Origin of the sequence: Castellaniella caeni NBRC 101664, assembly GCF_001592225.1 — a bacterium.
In the GTDB taxonomy this organism is placed as follows: domain Bacteria; phylum Pseudomonadota; class Gammaproteobacteria; order Burkholderiales; family Burkholderiaceae_B; genus Castellaniella; species Castellaniella caeni.
Genome location: NZ_BCWN01000011.1, coordinates 1 through 14,908, shown reverse-complemented (window position 1 = coordinate 14,908; position 14,908 = coordinate 1). Strand labels below are relative to the sequence as shown.

Sequence of the window (14,908 nt, the reverse complement as noted above, 5' to 3'; positions counted from 1 at the left end):
GCCTGTTCACCGGAGGGCTGTTCACGCCATATCTGAGAAATGCGGGCGTGATGCCGCGCTCAGTGAGCGGCGGGCGCCCGGTCGAAGCGACCCAGGTCGAAGTAGCGCGAGAATGAGTCCGCATCGTCCGGGGTGCCATCACGGGCTGTCGGTGCCTCTTTGGTGGGGGGCGCATCGATGACGGGAGCGGGTGGCGCATCGGACACGCCCGGCGGCTGCTCAGCCTCACGCAGCTTTTCGTTGGCGATCTGGCCCAGGTCGGCCTGCGGCAGCAGCTCGGCAGGCTGGCGTGCCTGGCGCGCCTGCGCCACGTGAGCCGCGGCAGCGTCCAGTTCGGCGGCAATGACCGTGTTCTTGCGCTTGAGCGCCCAGTCGGCGGCTGATTCGTGTGCCAGGTTGCGCATGGTGGGGTCGGCCCCGTGATCGAGCAGCAACCGCACCATCGCCCGCTTGCCCGACAGGGCGGCCATCATCAGCGGCGTCGTGCCGTCGGGCCCGGGCGCATTGACGATGGCCCCCCACTCGATCAGCTGGCCGGCCATCTCGACCTGCCCCTTGGAAGCCGCATAGTGCAGCGGCGTCCAGCCCAGCCGGTTGACCTGCGCCCCGGCCTGGATGAGCGCCGCGGCCCGTGCCGTCTGGCCCAGGATGCTGAGATACATCAGCGCGGTTTCCCCGCGCGCGTTGGGCTGGTCGACCCGGATGCCGGGGGCGATGCGCAGTAGGTCGAATACTTTCCAGGACTGCTCGCGGGCCGCCTGCACCAGGGCCGGGTTGCCCAGCCCATTGATCGCGTTGGGATCGGCCCCGCGCAGCAGCTGGCTGCTGATCTCGGATGCGTCGTCGCGCTTGACGGCCGACCACCAGTCGGCCGTGGCGGCCGCCTGCGCCTGGGTCTGCGCCTGGGTTTGCGCTTGCGCCGACACTGGCGCGAGCAGCAGCCAGCACAGACCGCTCAGCGCCAGCCGGGCCAGCCACGGCTCAAGGACTCGATGCGGCAGGCGTTGATTCAGAACCATGGCGGATGTCTCCCGTCAGAAATACAGCAGTCAGCGCGCGGGCTCGGGAACCCGGTGGCGGACAGGCCGCGCCGCCCGTGGCGCCCGCGACGTGGGTTCATCGGGCGGCACGCTGGCCGACAGCCTTGTCAAAGAGCGTGAAGAAGTTCTCGGTGCTGGCCTGCCGGATCGTTGCCACGGGCACGCCGCGCAGCTCGGCGATCTTGTCGGCCACGTGGATGACCTTGGACGGATCGTTCAGCTTGCCACGGTACGGCACCGGCGCCAGATACGGCGAATCGGTCTCGATCAGCATGCGCTCGAGCGGCACCTTCTGCGCGACTTCCTGCAGCTGTCGGGCGTTCTTGAAGGTGACGATGCCGGAAAACGAAATATAGAAGCCCAGCGCCATGGCCGCCTGTGCGACCTCCCAGGATTCGGTGAAGCAGTGCATCACCCCGCGGCGGGCCTTTTCTTCCTGCATCAGGCGGATGGTGTCCGCGGCGGCCGAGCGCGTGTGGATGATGAGTGGCAGGCCGCTGTCTTGCGCGGCGCGAATGTGGGTGCGAAACCGCGCGCGCTGCCAGTCCAGCGGCTCGGACAGGCGATAGTAGTCAAGCCCGGTCTCGCCGATGGCCACCACCTTGGGGTGCTGGGCTCGCTGCAGCAGATCGTCCAGGGACGGCTCGGCCCCGTCGTCGTCTTCGGCGTCGTTGTCGGGGTGCACGCCCACGGAGGCGCTCAGGTGGGGGTGGGCCTCGACCAGCTGGATGAGGCCGGGCCAGTCGCGCAGGTTGACGCTGACCACCAGCGCATGGCCTACCTCGTTGGCCTGCATGCGGGCCAGCACCTCGGGCAGTTGCGCCTGCAGGTCGGGCATATTGAGATGGCAGTGAGAATCGACGTACATGATGTCAGCGTGATGAAGAAGGGGTAGATTGCGCCGGGCGCACGGCGCGCAACAGGGTCTGCGCCGCATGGTCGGCCCGCAGCTTGGCATTGAGCGGGTGCTGCGCCAGCCGCCGCTGGGCCTGCAGCCATTGACCGGCCTGCGCCAGGGCCGTGGGCGCCGCGGCCCGCGCCAGCGTGCGCACCTGGGATTCCAGTTCGGGATAATAGCGCGCGGGCGCGCCATGCGCCGCCAGGCTGAGATCCAGCCAGAGGCGCTGAAAACCGTCGAGCCAGTCGCTTGCGTCCAGCGCCAGCAGGGCGTCGGCCAGATCACCCGGCGCATCGCCGCGCGCGGCGGCTTCCAGAAACAGCCGCAGCCAGTCCGGCACGGCGGCCTGCTGTTGCTGCGCGCGGCGCAAAGCGAGCAAGGGCGCCCCGCCCGCCGCGGCCAGCTGCGCCAGGGCCTCGGTGACGCCGTGCTGTTGCAGCCAGGGCAAGGCCTCGGCCTGGGGCGGTGCGCTCAGGGGCAGGCGGCGGCAGCGCGACACCAGCGTCGGCAGCAGGCGGTCGGGCGCCTGGGCCACCAGCAAAAAGACGGTGTGGCCGGGCGGTTCTTCGAGAATCTTGAGCAAGGCGTTGGCGGCAATGACATTGAGCGCCTCGGCGGGGTACAGCACCGCCACCCGCCAGCCCCCCCGGTGCGTGGCCATGTTGAACCAGGGCAGCAGGCTGCGAATCTGTTCGATGCGGATCTCGCGCGACGGCTGCTTCTTGCCGCCCGCGTCCGCGTCGCTGGCCGCCCCGCCCTCTTGCAGCGCCTGGGCGTCGGGGCGGATGCGCCGCAGATCGGGATGGTTGCCCGCCAGCACCCAGCGGCAGGCCTGGCACTCGCCGCAGGCCAGACCCTGGCGTGGCGATTCGCACAGCAGGCTGGCGGCCCCGGCCAGGGCGAATTCCTGCTGCCCGATGCCCGGCAGGCCGTGGATGAGCCAGGCGTGCGCGAAGCGGTCGCGCGCCGCCAGCCAGCGCCGGGCCGGGTCGCGCTGCCAAGGCAGGAAGTCCAGCGCGCTCATGTCAGCCCCGCCCTTGGGGGATTGACCCGTCCGTCGGCCGCGGGTAGGCGTGCAGCAAGGCGTCCAGCGCGACTTCGAGCGTCTGGCGGACATCGTCGATGCCGCGTTGGGCATCGACGACGCAAAAGCGCCCGGGCGTGCCGCGCACGCGCGCCAGGTAGGCATCGCGGGTGCGCTCGAAAAAGGCCGCGCCTTCTTGTTCAAAGCGGTCGGGCGCGTCGCGCCCGCGGCTCAGGCGCTGGCGCGCGACCGCCAATGGCACATCGAAGAGAAAGGTGCGGTCGGGCGCGCGCACCAGCCCCAGCCACTGTTCGAGCGCCTGGATCGCCGTGGCGCCCAGCGCGCGGCCGCCCCCCTGGTAAGCATACGAAGCATCGACATAGCGGTCGCACAGCACCCACTGCCCCCGCTGCAGGGCGGGTTCGATCGTGTTGCGCCAGTGTTCGTTGCGCGCGGCAAACATGAGCAGGGTCTCGGTGCGCAAGTCCATTTCCTGTTGCAGCAGCAGCGCGCGCAGCTGCTCGCCCAGCGGCGTGCCGCCCGGTTCGCGCGTGCAGACGAGATCGACCCCCGCCTGACGCAGGTAGTCGCTCATCCAGGCAATGTGCGTGCTTTTGCCCGCGCCATCCACGCCTTCGAGCGTGATGAAGCAGCCGGGAGTCGTCATGGCTCAGTTCCGTTTCAGTATGTACTTGCCCACGGCCCGGTTGTGGGCCGCGAGGTCTTTGGAAAACTCGCTCGTCCCGTCGCCGCGCGAGACGAAATACAGGTAATCATGCTTTTCCGGGTGCACGGCAGCCAGCAGGGCGGCCTTGCCGGGGTTGGCGATGGGGGTGGGCGGCAGGCCCGGCCGCGTATAGGTGTTCCAGGGGGTGTCCTGCTCCAGGTCTTTCTTGCGCAAACGCCCCTGGTAGCCAGCGCCCAGCCCGTAGATGACCGTGGGGTCGGTCTGCAGCGGCATGCCCAGGCGCAGGCGGTTGATGAAGACGCCGGCGATCCGGGCACGGTCGCCGCCATGGCCGGTTTCCTTCTCGATGATGGAGGCGAGGATCAGGGCCTGGTAAGGCGTCTGCAGCGGCAGGTCGCGGTCGCGCTGGGCCCAGATCTGCTCGAGCACCTGGTGGCCCGCCTTCTCGCCCCGGCGCAGGATGTCGAGATCGGACGTGCCTGGGGCGAAGACGTAGGTATCCGGGTAGAAGCGTCCCTCGGGCCGACCATCGGCCAGCCCCAGGCGCTGGGCGACTTCGGCATCGTCCAGGCCCAGCGTATCGTGCCGGACTTTGTCGTCGGCGGCCAGCGCCGCCCGCATCTGGCCAAACGTCCAGCCCTCGGGAAAGGTGAGGCGTACCTGGGTCATGTCGCCGTTGGCCATGCGTTCGAGCAGCAGCCAGGGCGTGTCGCCTTGCCGGGCCTCGTACGCCCCCGCCTTGAGCAGCTTGTCGCGCCCGCTGAGCCGCGCCAGCCAGACAAAGGCGCGCGCATCCACGGCGATGCCCGCGGCCTGCATGGCCAGCGCAATCTGATGCGGGGTCGTCCCCGGGTCGATCAGGTAATCGACCACGGGTGTCTGCATGGGCACGGGCCGTTTCCAGCCCCACCAGGCGGCCCCGCCGATCGCCACGGCCGCAGCGGCCAGGCAGAAGATCAGCAGCCAGAGGGAAAATCGCAGAAACCTTTTCATGGGCGCCAGTTTACTCGACGCATCCGGCCCCCTGGGCGCGCGATGCGTATCCGTTCGTACGGTGCGGTCTTCACTTGGCCCGGGCCCGGGGGCTGGCTATGATTGTGTGTTTCAACCTTGAATATTCTCTGAGTTGCCATGAGCATCATCGACACCGAGGGGCGCTGCGCCCTGCCCCGACTCGCCATTTTGCGGGCCCAGGGGCCCGATGCAAGCGCCTTCCTGCATGGTCAGCTGAGCAACGCGGTACAAGGCCTGCCCGCGGACAGCGCACGCCCCGCGGGCTACTGCACGGCGCAAGGCCGCCTGCTGGCCAACGGCGTGTTCTGGCTCGCCGCCCCCGAACACATCGAGTTCATGGTGGCGGCCAACCTGGCGGACGACCTGCTGCAGCGGCTGCGGCGCTTCGTCCTGCGCGCCAAGGTCACGCTCGGCGTAGATGCCTCCCGGCAGGTGTCGGCCGCCTGGGGGGCGGCGGCCCTGCCCGCCGCCCTGCACTCGCTGGCGGCCTGGACGCGGGTCGATCTTGACGGCGACACCTGGGTCATGGCGCCGCACACCCGCGCCGCCACCCCCGCCGCCTGGCGCATCCATGCGGCCCAACCAGCGGCGGACGGCTCCGCCGAACCGCGCGCGGCGAACGCCGCCGACGACCTGTCCACCGCGCCCCTGGCGGCAGTCTGGGCCGCCACCCGCATCGCCAGCGGCTGGCCCTTGATCCAGGCCGAAACCCAGGACTGCTTCCTGCCCAACGCGCTGAACCTGGACTTGAACGGCAGCATCGACTTCAAAAAGGGCTGCTACCCCGGCCAGGAAGTTGTGGCCCGCAGCCACTATCGCGGCACCGTCAAGCGGCGCATGGCCTGTGGCACGGCGCCCTGGCCAGCGGATGCACCGGCGCCGTCGGCGGCCAGCGACCTGTTCGCCGCGGACGACGTCAGCGGCCGCCCCGTGGGCCGGATCATCGAGGCCAGCGCCGTACAAGGTTGCCTGCAACTGGCCGCCGAAATCTCGCTGGCCGACTGGCCCGTCGTGCAGTACGCCGTGGGCAGCCCCACCGGCCCCAGGCTCACACTGCAGGCGCCGCCCGGCGCGGAATACGCCTGACGCCGCCGCGGGTGAATCAGGCTTTCTTCGGCTGGTGATACAGCTTCAGGATGCTGGAGAAGTCGAGCTTGCCATGCCCCTGCGTGCTGTGCAGCGCGTACAGGTTGCGGGCGAGTTCGCCCAGAGGGGTCGTGGCCCGCGCCTGCATCGAGGCTTCCGCCGCCAGGCCCAGATCTTTGAGCATGAGATCGACGCCGAATCCGCCCTCGTAATCGTGCGAGGCCGGCGCGTGTTCCATGACGCCGGGCCAGGGATTGTAGAGTTCGGTGGCCCAGTTGCGCCCCGAGCTCTTGGCGATGATGTCGGACAGCGTCTGGGGGTCGAGCCCGTTGGCCACCCCCAGCGCCAGGGCCTCGGCGGTGCCCGCCATCTGGATACCAAGCAACATGTTGTTGCATATCTTGGCCACCTGCCCCGCCCCCGCATCGCCGGCGTGGAAGATGTTCTTGCCCATGACTTGCAAATAGGGCATGGCGGCTTCGAGGTCGGCATCGGCGCCGCCCACGATGAAGGTCAGCGTGCCCGCCGTTGCGCCGCCCGTGCCGCCCGAGACCGGCGCGTCCAGCATGCGGATGCCTCGCTCGGCGGCGGCCTTGGACACCTTGCGGGCGGACTCGGGCGCGATGGTGCTGCATTCGAGCACCAGCGTACCCTTGGCGATGGCCTCGAGCAGGCCGTCCTTGCCCAGGTACAGGCCTTCGACGTGGCGGCTGGCGGGCAGCATGGTGACGATGAGATCGACCCCGGCCACGGCTTCTTTCGCCGAGGCGCAGGCGGTGGCCCCCGCCTGGACGGCGGCCTGCAGGGCCTGGGGAACCAGGTCGAATACCTTGAGCGTATGACCGGCCTTCAGCAGGTTTTGCGCCATCGGGCCGCCCATGTGGCCCAAGCCAATGAAACCTATGGTGCTACTCATCGTCTGTCTCCTTGAAAATGTTGTCGGTACGATGGAATGTGGAATGGCCGCCGCGCGGCGCGTCAGGGTGCCGCGGACTCCAGGTCGGCCAGCGGGTGCGCCTGGCCTGCGGGCCAGGGCCTGACGAAAAAGCGCCGTACCCAGTCGCTGCTGGCCTGTTCGAGCGTGGCGGGCCGCCAGCGCGGCTTTTTGTCTTTGTCGATCAGCAGGGCGCGGATGCCCTCGCGAAAATCGGGTTCGGCGCAGCAGTGCAGCGCCGCCACGTATTCGGCGCGAAAGGCGTCGGCCAGCGACAGGTGGCGCACGCGCGCCAGCAGGCTGTGGCTCAGGCGCGCCGAGCCCGGTGAACCGGCCAGAAACGTGAGGGCCGCGCGCGACAGCCAGGGGTCGGGGTCGCGCTTCCATTGGCCGATGGCGCTGGCAATGGCGAGAAAATCGGCCTGGTGACAGGCTTGACGGATGGTCTCGGCATGGCGCTGCAGGGGGCCTGGCTGCGTCACATCGAGCGGCTGGGCCGCCAGCGCGCGATCGACCTGGGCGGCGTGTTCGGTGGCCGCTGCTGACCATTCGGTGCTTTGCAGGGCCTGCATGAACGCATCGAAGCCCTGTGCCGGGCAGGCGCGGTCGGCCAGGCCGTAGTGCAGGCAGTCGGCGGCCCCCAGCTGGGCCCCGGTGAAGGCCAGGAAGGTGCCAATGCCCGGTGGCAGGCGGCCCAGCATCCAGGTGCCCGCGACGTCGGGAAACAGGCCGATGGTGACCTCGGGCATGGCAAAGCGCGTGGTGTCGGTGACCACCCGGTGGCTGGCCCCCAGCATGAGCCCCACGCCACCGCCCATGACGATGCCGCTGCCCCAGCATACAAGGGGCTTGGCATAGCGGTGGATGGCGTAGTCGAGGCGGTATTCGGTTTCGAAGAAGCTGCGCGCATACACGTTCGCCCAGGCGTCGGTGGCGGGCGCTTCTTGCATGCTTTTGTAGAGGGCCTGCAGATCGCCTCCGGCGCAGAAGGCCTTGTCGCCCGCCCCGCGCAGCACCACGGCCACGATGCGGCGGTCGTCTTCCCAGGCCCGCAGGCGTTCGGCCAGCAGGCGGCACATGTCGAGCGACAGGCCGTTGAGCGTCTGCGGGCTGTTGAGCAAGGCCACGCCGATGCGCCGACCATTGCCCGCGGGCAGTTCGTCGAACAAGACTGGCGTGCCGTCCGCGGCCTCTGGGGAAACTTCAGTGACAGGCGTATTCATCGCAAATCGGCCCCTTGAGTGAGGATGTGGCGCGCCACGATGACGCGCATGATTTCGTTCGTGCCTTCGAGAATCTGGTGCACCCGCGTGTCGCGCACCAGCCGCTCGAGCGGGTAATCCTTGAGATAGCCGTAGCCACCGTGGATCTGCTGGGCGTCGAGACACGACTGAAAGCAGAGGTCGGTGGCGAAACGCTTGGCCATGGCGCAGTAGGCGCTGGCCTGCGGGTCGTTTTCATCGAGCTTGCTGGCCGCCAGACGCACCATCTGCCGCGAGGCGACGATGTTCGACAGCAGATCGGCAAGCTTGAACTGCAGGGCCTGGAATTCGGCCAGCGCCCGGCCAAACTGGCGCCGCTCGCCCATATAGCGGCGCGCCGCCTCGTAGGCCCCCTGCGCCGCCCCCACCGAACACGTGGCAATATTGATGCGCCCGCCGTCCAGCCCTTTCATGGCGAAGCGGAAACCCTCGCCTTCTTCGCCCAGGCGGTTTTCCAGTGGCACGCGCACGTCTTCGAAGGTGATGGGCCGTGTCGATTGGCTGTTCCAGCCCATCTTGTTTTCTTTGCGCCCGTAGGTGATGCCCTGGCTGTCGGCGGGCACGACCAGCGCCGAGATGCCGCGCGCGCCCTCGCCACCCGTGCGCGCCATGACCACCAGCACGTCGGTGTCGCCCGCGCCCGAGATGAAGGCCTTGGCGCCGTTGAGCACGTAGTGGTCGCCCGAACGGCGGGCGCTGGTGGTGAGCGAGGCGGCATCCGAACCGGCGCCGGGTTCGGTGAGGCAGTAGGACGCCAGCTTCTCGCCGCTGGCCAGCTGCGGCCCCCAGACGTCGCGCACGGGCGCCTGGGCCCAGGTGCCGATCATCCAGGTGGCCATGTTGTGGATGGTGATGAAGGCCGCGGTGGAGGGATCGACCGCCGCCATTTCTTCGAAGACCAGCGTGGCGTCCAGCCGCGGCAGGCCCAGCCCGCCGATGGTTTCTGGCGCGTACATGGCGCAAAAGCCCAGTTCGCCCGCCTTGGCGAAGGCCTCGCGCGGAAAAATGTGTTCTTCGTCCCATTGGGCGGCGTGCGGTGCGAGCTCGCCCTGGGCGAATTCACGCGCGGCATGCGCAAAGGCCTGTTGTTCTTCGCTGAGGCGAAAATCCATGGTGCTTGTCTCCGGATCTGTCATGAGTATAGGGCGACCAGCGGATGCTTGTGGCGCCCGCTGGCGCGCAGGCCCTGGCATCGTGCGCCGGGCCTTGCGCACCAGGGGTCACTGTAGCACCAGCCCGCCGTGCGCGCCCCGGGGGCAAGCCAACCTTAGAGCAGTCCGCCGCGAACCGCTGTCAAGCGGACGACAATCGTCAGCGGGTGGCCGGGCGCTTGCCACGCCGGTGCCCCGCGCGGCGGCGGCGCGATTCGAGGGGGTCGAACACCAGGGGACGGTAGAGCTCGACGCGCTCGCCGGGCTGCAACACGCGGCCGGCATCGCAGCGCTCGCCATAGACGCCCAGGGCCAGCGGCTGGTCGGTGAATTCGGGAAACGCCTGGGCAAAGCCGCTTTGGGCCAACGCCTGCCCGACCGTGGTGCCCGCCGCGACTTCGAGCGTCTGGCGCCAGATGCGGGTGGGCGCGGCGAAAGCGATCTGCACCTGCATGTCAGCGCCCATAGACGACATAGGCCCGTTGCGTGAACGAATCGATGAAACTGCTGGCGATGCGGTTGAAGACCGGCCCCACGACCGCAGACAGAGCCCGGCTGGAAAAGGCGTATTCCATGGTGTAGAGCACCTTGCAGCCGTCGCTGCCCAGGGGCTGGAAGGCCCAGTGCCCGGTCAGATTGGAAAACGGCCCGTCCACCAGATGAAAGACGATCTTGTGCGGGTATTCGTGATCATTGCGCGTGGTGAAGCTTTGGCGGATGCCGGCGAAATGAATCTGCACAGTGGCCTGCATGCCCTGTTCGTTGTGCCACTGCACCGTCGCGCCGCCGCACCAGGGCATGAATTCAGGATACCGCGCCACGTCGGCCACCAGATCGAACATCTGTTCGCAGCTAAAGGGAACCAGCACGGAGCGTTGGATCGAATGCATCAGTCTATCGGGGTGGTTAAGCTAGAATGTAAGGATTTTATCAGTGCGGCGACGGCGGGCCTTCATCCTCTGTCGTACCCTGCGAAAACACGTATGAGATTTCCTGGCCCGACCTATGAGCATCGTTGAAAACAGAAAAGCCACCCACGACTACTTCATCGAAGAGCGCTTCGAAGCGGGCCTGGTGCTGGAAGGCTGGGAAGTCAAGGCCATCCGCGCCGGGCACGTGCAGCTGAAAGAAAGCTACGTCATCGTGCGCGACGGTGCGCTCTGGATACTGGGCATGCACATCAGTCCGCTGCCCACGGCCTCCACGCACATCCACCCCAATGCCACGCGCACGCGCAAGCTGCTGCTGCATGCACAAGAAATCAGCAAGCTCATCGGCAAGGTCGAACAGCGCGGCTACGCCCTGGTGCCGCTCAACTTGCACTACAAGGGCGGGCGCATCAAGCTGGATTTCGGCCTGGGCCGTGGCAAGAAACTGCACGACAAGCGCGACACGCAGCGCGACAAAGACTGGGCGCGCGAAAAAGAGCGCCTGATGAAGCACGACACGCGTCAGCACAAAGACTGAGCCCGGCGTCTCGCGGGCGAGCTGCGGCGGCGCTCAGGCCTGTACGCGAAAGCCTTCGATCTGCAGCAGGCGGATCTTGCGGTTGAGCCCGCCGCCGTAGCCGTTGAGGGTGCCGTTGCGCGCCAGGATGCGATGGCAGGGAATGATGATGCTGATGGGGTTGCTGCCGACCGCGGCGCCCACCGCCCGGCCATGCCCGGCCCCCAGGCCGGCGGCCTGGGCGAGTTCACCGTACGACAGCGTGGCCCCGCAGGGCACCCGCAGCAGGGCCTGCCAGACTTGCTTCTGAAAAGCGGTGCCCGAGGGGCTGAGCACGACGTCGAAGTGCTGGCGGCGGCCTTGCCAGTATTCATCCAGCTCGCGGCGCGTCTGTTCGAAAAGTGCCTGCACGGCGGGCGGCGTGTCGGTCTGCAACAGACGCACGCTGCCCGGCGCCACGGCGTCGGCATTGGCGTCAGTTCCAGTGCCAGCACTGGCATGAGTACCAGCACCGGTATCGACATCAGCGCCGGGATTGGCGCCGACACCGACCTGCGTCCCGGTCGCCGAGCCCACCGGCGGAAACAGCTCGCCCGTGGCGGCTTCGGTAACCGGCACCACCTTGAAGGTGCGGGTTGCGTGACCGTCCAGGCTGCCCGCCGACGGTTGGCGGATCACATGGTCGACGGCGGCCAGACCCGCGACGTGCGGGCAGTCGCGCTGATCGGTGAAATACAGGCCTGTGAGGCTGACGGCATCGGCTTGCAGCAGGATGTCGCCCAAGGGCGAGGCAATGAGGGCGTGATACGGCATGGCGATGAGGCAAGAGGCAGAATATGCCTCTAGTGTACTCGCGGTGTGGCGGGCGGGATCCGTCCGGTTGACGCACCCCGGGCCTGCCGCGCGGGCCCCGGGTTCGGGGCCCGCAAACCGGAGCGGATCGATCAGGCCGCAATGGCCGTGTTGGCCAGGCGCTGCCAGGTATCGACGACCGTGTCCGGGTTGAGCGACATCGACAGAATGCCTTCGTCGCGCAGCCACTGTGCGAGATCAGGGTGGTCGCTGGGGCCCTGGCCGCAGATGCCGACATACTTGCCCGACTTCAGGCAGGCCTGGATGGCCCGTCGCAGCATGAACTGCACAGCGGGGTCGCGCTCGTCGAAGTCGGCGGCCAGCAGTTCCATGCCGGAGTCGCGGTCGAGGCCCAGCGTAAGCTGGGTCATGTCGTTGGAGCCGATGGAGAAACCGTCGAAGTACTGCAGGAAGTCTTCGGCCAGAATGGCGTTGGACGGCACCTCGCACATCATGATGAGGCGCAGGCCGTTATCGCCGCGCTTCAGGCCGTGCGAGGCCAGCAGTTCGATGACGCGTTTGGCCTGGCCCAATGTGCGCACGAAGGGCACCATGATCTCGACGTTGGTCAGGCCCATTTCGTCGCGCACTTTTTTAAGGGCTTCGCATTCCATGCGGAAGCACTCGGCGAAGTCTTCGGCGATGTAGCGCGAGGCCCCACGGAAACCCAGCATGGGGTTTTCTTCTTCGGGTTCGTAGCGCGAGCCGCCCACCAGCTTGCGGTATTCGTTGGACTTGAAGTCGGACAGGCGCACGATGACGGGCTTGGGATAGAAGGCCGCACCGATGGTGGCCACCCCTTCGGCCAGTTTTTCGACGAAGAAGGCGCGCGGGCTGGCATAGCCGCGCGCGGCGGACTCGACCGCCTTTTTCAGGTCGCCATCGACGTTGGGGTAGTCGAGTACGGCCTTGGGGTGCACGTTGATGTTGTTGTTGATGATGAATTCAAGACGCGCCAGCCCCACCCCACTGTTGGGGATTTGCGAGAAGTCGAAGGCCAGCTGCGGATTGCCGACGTTCATCATGACTTTCAGGCCGATGTCGGGCATCTGGCCCCAACGCACTTCTTCGACTTCGGTTTCGATGAGGCCGTCGTAGATGTGGCCTTCGTCGCCTTCGGCGCAAGATACCGTGACTTCGCGGCCATTGGCGAGCACGTCGGTGGCGTCGGCGCAGCCCACGACTGCCGGAATACCCAGCTCGCGCGCGATGATGGCGGCGTGGCAGGTGCGCCCGCCCCGGTTGGTGACGATGGCCGAGGCGAGCTTCATGACCGGTTCCCAGTTGGGGTCGGTCATGTCGGTGACGAGAATGTCGCCCTGGCGCACCTTGTCCATTTCGGAAGCGTCGGCCACCACACGCACCGTGCCCGAGCCGATTTTCTGGCCGATGGCGCGACCGCGCACCAGCACCTCGCCCGTCGCCTTGAGGCGGTAGCGCTCTTGCACGTCGTGGTGGCTTTGCTGCGATTTGACGGTTTCAGGGCGCGCCTGCAGGATGTAGAGTTTGCCGTCGATGCCGTCGCGGCCCCATTCGATATCCATGGGCCGCTGGTAGTGCTTCTCGATGATGGTGGCGTAGTGGGCGAGTTCGATGACCTCGTCGTCGGTCAGCGAATAGCGGTTGCGTTCGGAAGCGGGTACTTCGACCGTGCGCACGGCGTGCCCCGAGGTGCGCTGCTCGTCGAATTCCATCTTGATCAGCTTGGAGCCGATGCGCCGGCTGATGATGGGATAGTGGCCCGAGGCCAGCGTGGGCTTGAAGACGTAGAACTCGTCGGGGTTGACGGCGCCCTGCACCACGGTTTCACCCAGGCCGTAGGACGAGGTGATGAACACCACGTCCTTGAAGCCGGATTCGGTGTCGAGCGTGAACATCACGCCCGCGCTGCCCTTGTCGGAGCGCACCATGCGCTGGATGCCCGCCGAGAGCGCGACTTCGGCGTGGGCATAGCCCTTGTGCACGCGGTAGGAGATGGCGCGGTCGTTGTACAGCGAGGCGAAGACGTGGCGGATTTTTTCGAGCACGTCGTCGATGCCCACCACGTTGAGGTAGGTTTCCTGCTGACCGGCAAACGAGGCGTCGGGCAGGTCTTCGGCCGTGGCCGACGAGCGCACGGCAAACGAGCCCTTGCCATCGGCATCGAGCTGGGCAAAGGCGGCGCGCACGTCGTGCTCGAAATCGGCCGGAAACGGGGTGTCGATGACCCACTGGCGGATTTCGGCCCCGGCATTGGCCAGCTCGCGCACATCGTCGGCGTCGAGCGTGTCGAGGCGGGCGTTGATGCGCGCGTCGAGGCCGGTGGATTCCAGGAAGTTGCGAAAGGCATCGGCCGTGGTGGCGAAACCGCCCGGCACCCGAACCCCGGCGTCGGCCAGCTGGCTGATCATTTCGCCCAGTGAAGCGTTTTTGCCTCCTACCGAGTCTACGTCCGACATGCGGAGCCGCTCGAAAGATACAACATTCGACATAGTGTCACCTTTGAGATAGAAAAAGCGTGTTTGCCGGGTGCACGTCGCATCCCGATCGCGGGATGAACGAAACCAGGCCCTTGGCGCGGCGGCGAGGCGCGCAGCCAAGGTGCCTGGGGACATGCGTCTGGCAAACCAGCCTTGCCTGCCCATCAGGCGACTGGTAACCTTCGCGGATTGTACCGTTTCTGACGCTTGATGGTTCAAAATCCATGACCGATTCCACAATCGAACGCCCCGTTTTCATCGTCTCGGACAGCACCGGGATCACCGCCGAGACGTTCAGCCACGCCGTGCTCTCGCAGTTCGAGGGCATCCCCTTCCAGGCCATCCGCCTGCCCTTCATCGACTCCATCGAAAAGGCCGACGCCGCCGCGCGGCGCATCGCCCAGCGCGCCGACCAGGGCGGCCCGCCGCCCCTGGTGTTCAGCACCCTGGTCGAATCCGACATCGCCGAGCGCATCCGCCAGGCTCCCTGCATCTTTCTCGATCTCTTCGGAGCCTTCGTGCAGCACCTCGAGGGCGTGCTGGGGGTGAAATCCAGCGGCTCGGTGGGGCGTTCGCACACCAACGGGCTCAGCAAGCAATACAACAACCGCATCGAAGCCATCAACTTCAGCCTGGCGCACGACGACGGGCAGTACGTACAGGGGCTCGAACAGGCCGACGTCATTCTCGTGGGTGTGTCGCGCTGCGGCAAGACGCCCACCAGCCTGTATCTGGCCATGCAGTACGCGGTCAAGGCGGCCAACTACCCGCTCATCCCCGAAGACTTCGACCGTGGCGCCCTGCCCGCCACGCTGCTGCCGTTCCGGCGCAAGCTGTTTGGTTTGTCCATCCAGCCCGAGCGCCTGGCCGAGGTGCGCAACGAACGCCGTCCCAACAGCACCTATGCGTCGCTCAAGCAGTGCCGCCAGGAAGTGGCCGACGCCGAACGCCTGATGCGCATGGAAAACATCCCCTGGCTGTCCACCACCACGCGCTCCATCGAAGAAATCTCCACCAAGATACTCGACGAAGTGGGGCTCGATCGCACGACCTA

Annotated in this window: 15 protein-coding genes; 3 read left to right on the top strand and 12 right to left on the bottom strand. The window is 67.2% G+C overall.

All coding sequences use genetic code 11. The features are described from left to right. Positions 1–59 precede the first annotated feature (59 nt). The 5 genes from CCA01S_RS08465 to mltG form a co-directional block, all read right to left on the bottom strand. A complete protein-coding gene (locus CCA01S_RS08465; protein WP_066456897.1) occupies positions 60–1,019 on the bottom strand; it encodes an ankyrin repeat domain-containing protein in 960 nt (319 codons plus the stop codon). Between the two features lie 97 nt (positions 1,020–1,116). Then, on the bottom strand, positions 1,117–1,908 hold the full coding sequence (locus CCA01S_RS08460; RefSeq protein ID WP_066456894.1) for a TatD family hydrolase: 792 nt from the start codon (positions 1,906–1,908) through the stop codon (positions 1,117–1,119). A gap of 4 nt (positions 1,909–1,912) precedes the next feature. Further along, the gene (holB, locus tag CCA01S_RS08455; RefSeq protein ID WP_066456892.1) at positions 1,913–2,962 is read right to left on the bottom strand and encodes a DNA polymerase III subunit delta'; all 1,050 of its coding nucleotides are present in this window, start codon (positions 2,960–2,962) and stop codon (positions 1,913–1,915) included. 1 nt (position 2,963) lies between these two features. Beyond that, the gene (gene tmk / locus CCA01S_RS08450) at positions 2,964–3,629 is read right to left on the bottom strand and encodes a dTMP kinase (RefSeq protein ID WP_066456890.1); all 666 of its coding nucleotides are present in this window, start codon (positions 3,627–3,629) and stop codon (positions 2,964–2,966) included. A gap of 3 nt (positions 3,630–3,632) precedes the next feature. Then, positions 3,633–4,643, bottom strand: a complete 1,011-nt coding sequence (gene mltG / locus CCA01S_RS08445) for an endolytic transglycosylase MltG (protein ID WP_066456887.1) — start codon at positions 4,641–4,643, stop codon at positions 3,633–3,635. Between the two features lie 138 nt (positions 4,644–4,781). Here mltG and ygfZ point away from each other — a divergent pair, with 138 nt between their 5' ends. After that, the gene (gene ygfZ / locus CCA01S_RS08440) at positions 4,782–5,750 is read left to right on the top strand and encodes a CAF17-like 4Fe-4S cluster assembly/insertion protein YgfZ (RefSeq protein ID WP_066456884.1); all 969 of its coding nucleotides are present in this window, start codon (positions 4,782–4,784) and stop codon (positions 5,748–5,750) included. 16 nt (positions 5,751–5,766) lie between these two features. Here ygfZ and mmsB read toward each other — a convergent pair whose 3' ends face one another. The 5 genes from mmsB to CCA01S_RS08415 form a co-directional block, all read right to left on the bottom strand. Next, on the bottom strand, positions 5,767–6,666 hold the full coding sequence (gene mmsB / locus CCA01S_RS08435; RefSeq protein ID WP_066456882.1) for a 3-hydroxyisobutyrate dehydrogenase: 900 nt from the start codon (positions 6,664–6,666) through the stop codon (positions 5,767–5,769). Between the two features lie 62 nt (positions 6,667–6,728). Further along, positions 6,729–7,907, bottom strand: a complete 1,179-nt coding sequence (locus tag CCA01S_RS08430) for an enoyl-CoA hydratase/isomerase family protein (RefSeq protein ID WP_066456880.1) — start codon at positions 7,905–7,907, stop codon at positions 6,729–6,731. Then, positions 7,904–9,058 (bottom strand): acyl-CoA dehydrogenase family protein, encoded by a 1,155-nt coding sequence (locus tag CCA01S_RS08425; RefSeq protein ID WP_066456877.1) that lies wholly within the window; start codon positions 9,056–9,058, stop codon positions 7,904–7,906. The genes CCA01S_RS08430 and CCA01S_RS08425 overlap by 4 nt, the downstream gene beginning before the upstream one ends. 199 nt (positions 9,059–9,257) lie before the next feature. Further along, positions 9,258–9,551: an RnfH family protein gene (locus tag CCA01S_RS08420; protein WP_198149948.1), complete on the bottom strand. Its 294-nt coding sequence runs from the start codon at positions 9,549–9,551 to the stop codon at positions 9,258–9,260. A gap of 1 nt (position 9,552) precedes the next feature. Continuing rightward, on the bottom strand, positions 9,553–9,987 hold the full coding sequence (locus CCA01S_RS08415; protein WP_066456872.1) for a type II toxin-antitoxin system RatA family toxin: 435 nt from the start codon (positions 9,985–9,987) through the stop codon (positions 9,553–9,555). Positions 9,988–10,102: 115 nt separating this feature from the next. Between CCA01S_RS08415 and smpB the strand changes: the two genes are divergently transcribed. Then, complete coding sequence (smpB, locus tag CCA01S_RS08410) at positions 10,103–10,564, top strand: SsrA-binding protein SmpB (RefSeq protein WP_066456867.1); 462 nt, start codon at positions 10,103–10,105, stop codon at positions 10,562–10,564. A 33-nt stretch (positions 10,565–10,597) separates the two neighbouring features. Here smpB and CCA01S_RS08405 read toward each other — a convergent pair whose 3' ends face one another. Beyond that, entirely contained in the window at positions 10,598–11,356 is a 759-nt protein-coding gene (locus CCA01S_RS08405; RefSeq protein WP_066456864.1) for a methylated-DNA--[protein]-cysteine S-methyltransferase, read from the bottom strand. 131 nt (positions 11,357–11,487) lie between these two features. Then, positions 11,488–13,866, bottom strand: coding sequence for a phosphoenolpyruvate synthase (gene ppsA, locus CCA01S_RS08400; protein ID WP_066456861.1), 2,379 nt, complete (start codon positions 13,864–13,866; stop codon positions 11,488–11,490). A gap of 212 nt (positions 13,867–14,078) precedes the next feature. Here ppsA and ppsR point away from each other — a divergent pair. Further along, a partial coding sequence (gene ppsR, locus CCA01S_RS08395; RefSeq protein ID WP_066456858.1) for a posphoenolpyruvate synthetase regulatory kinase/phosphorylase PpsR occupies positions 14,079–14,908 on the top strand: 830 nt, incomplete at its 3' end.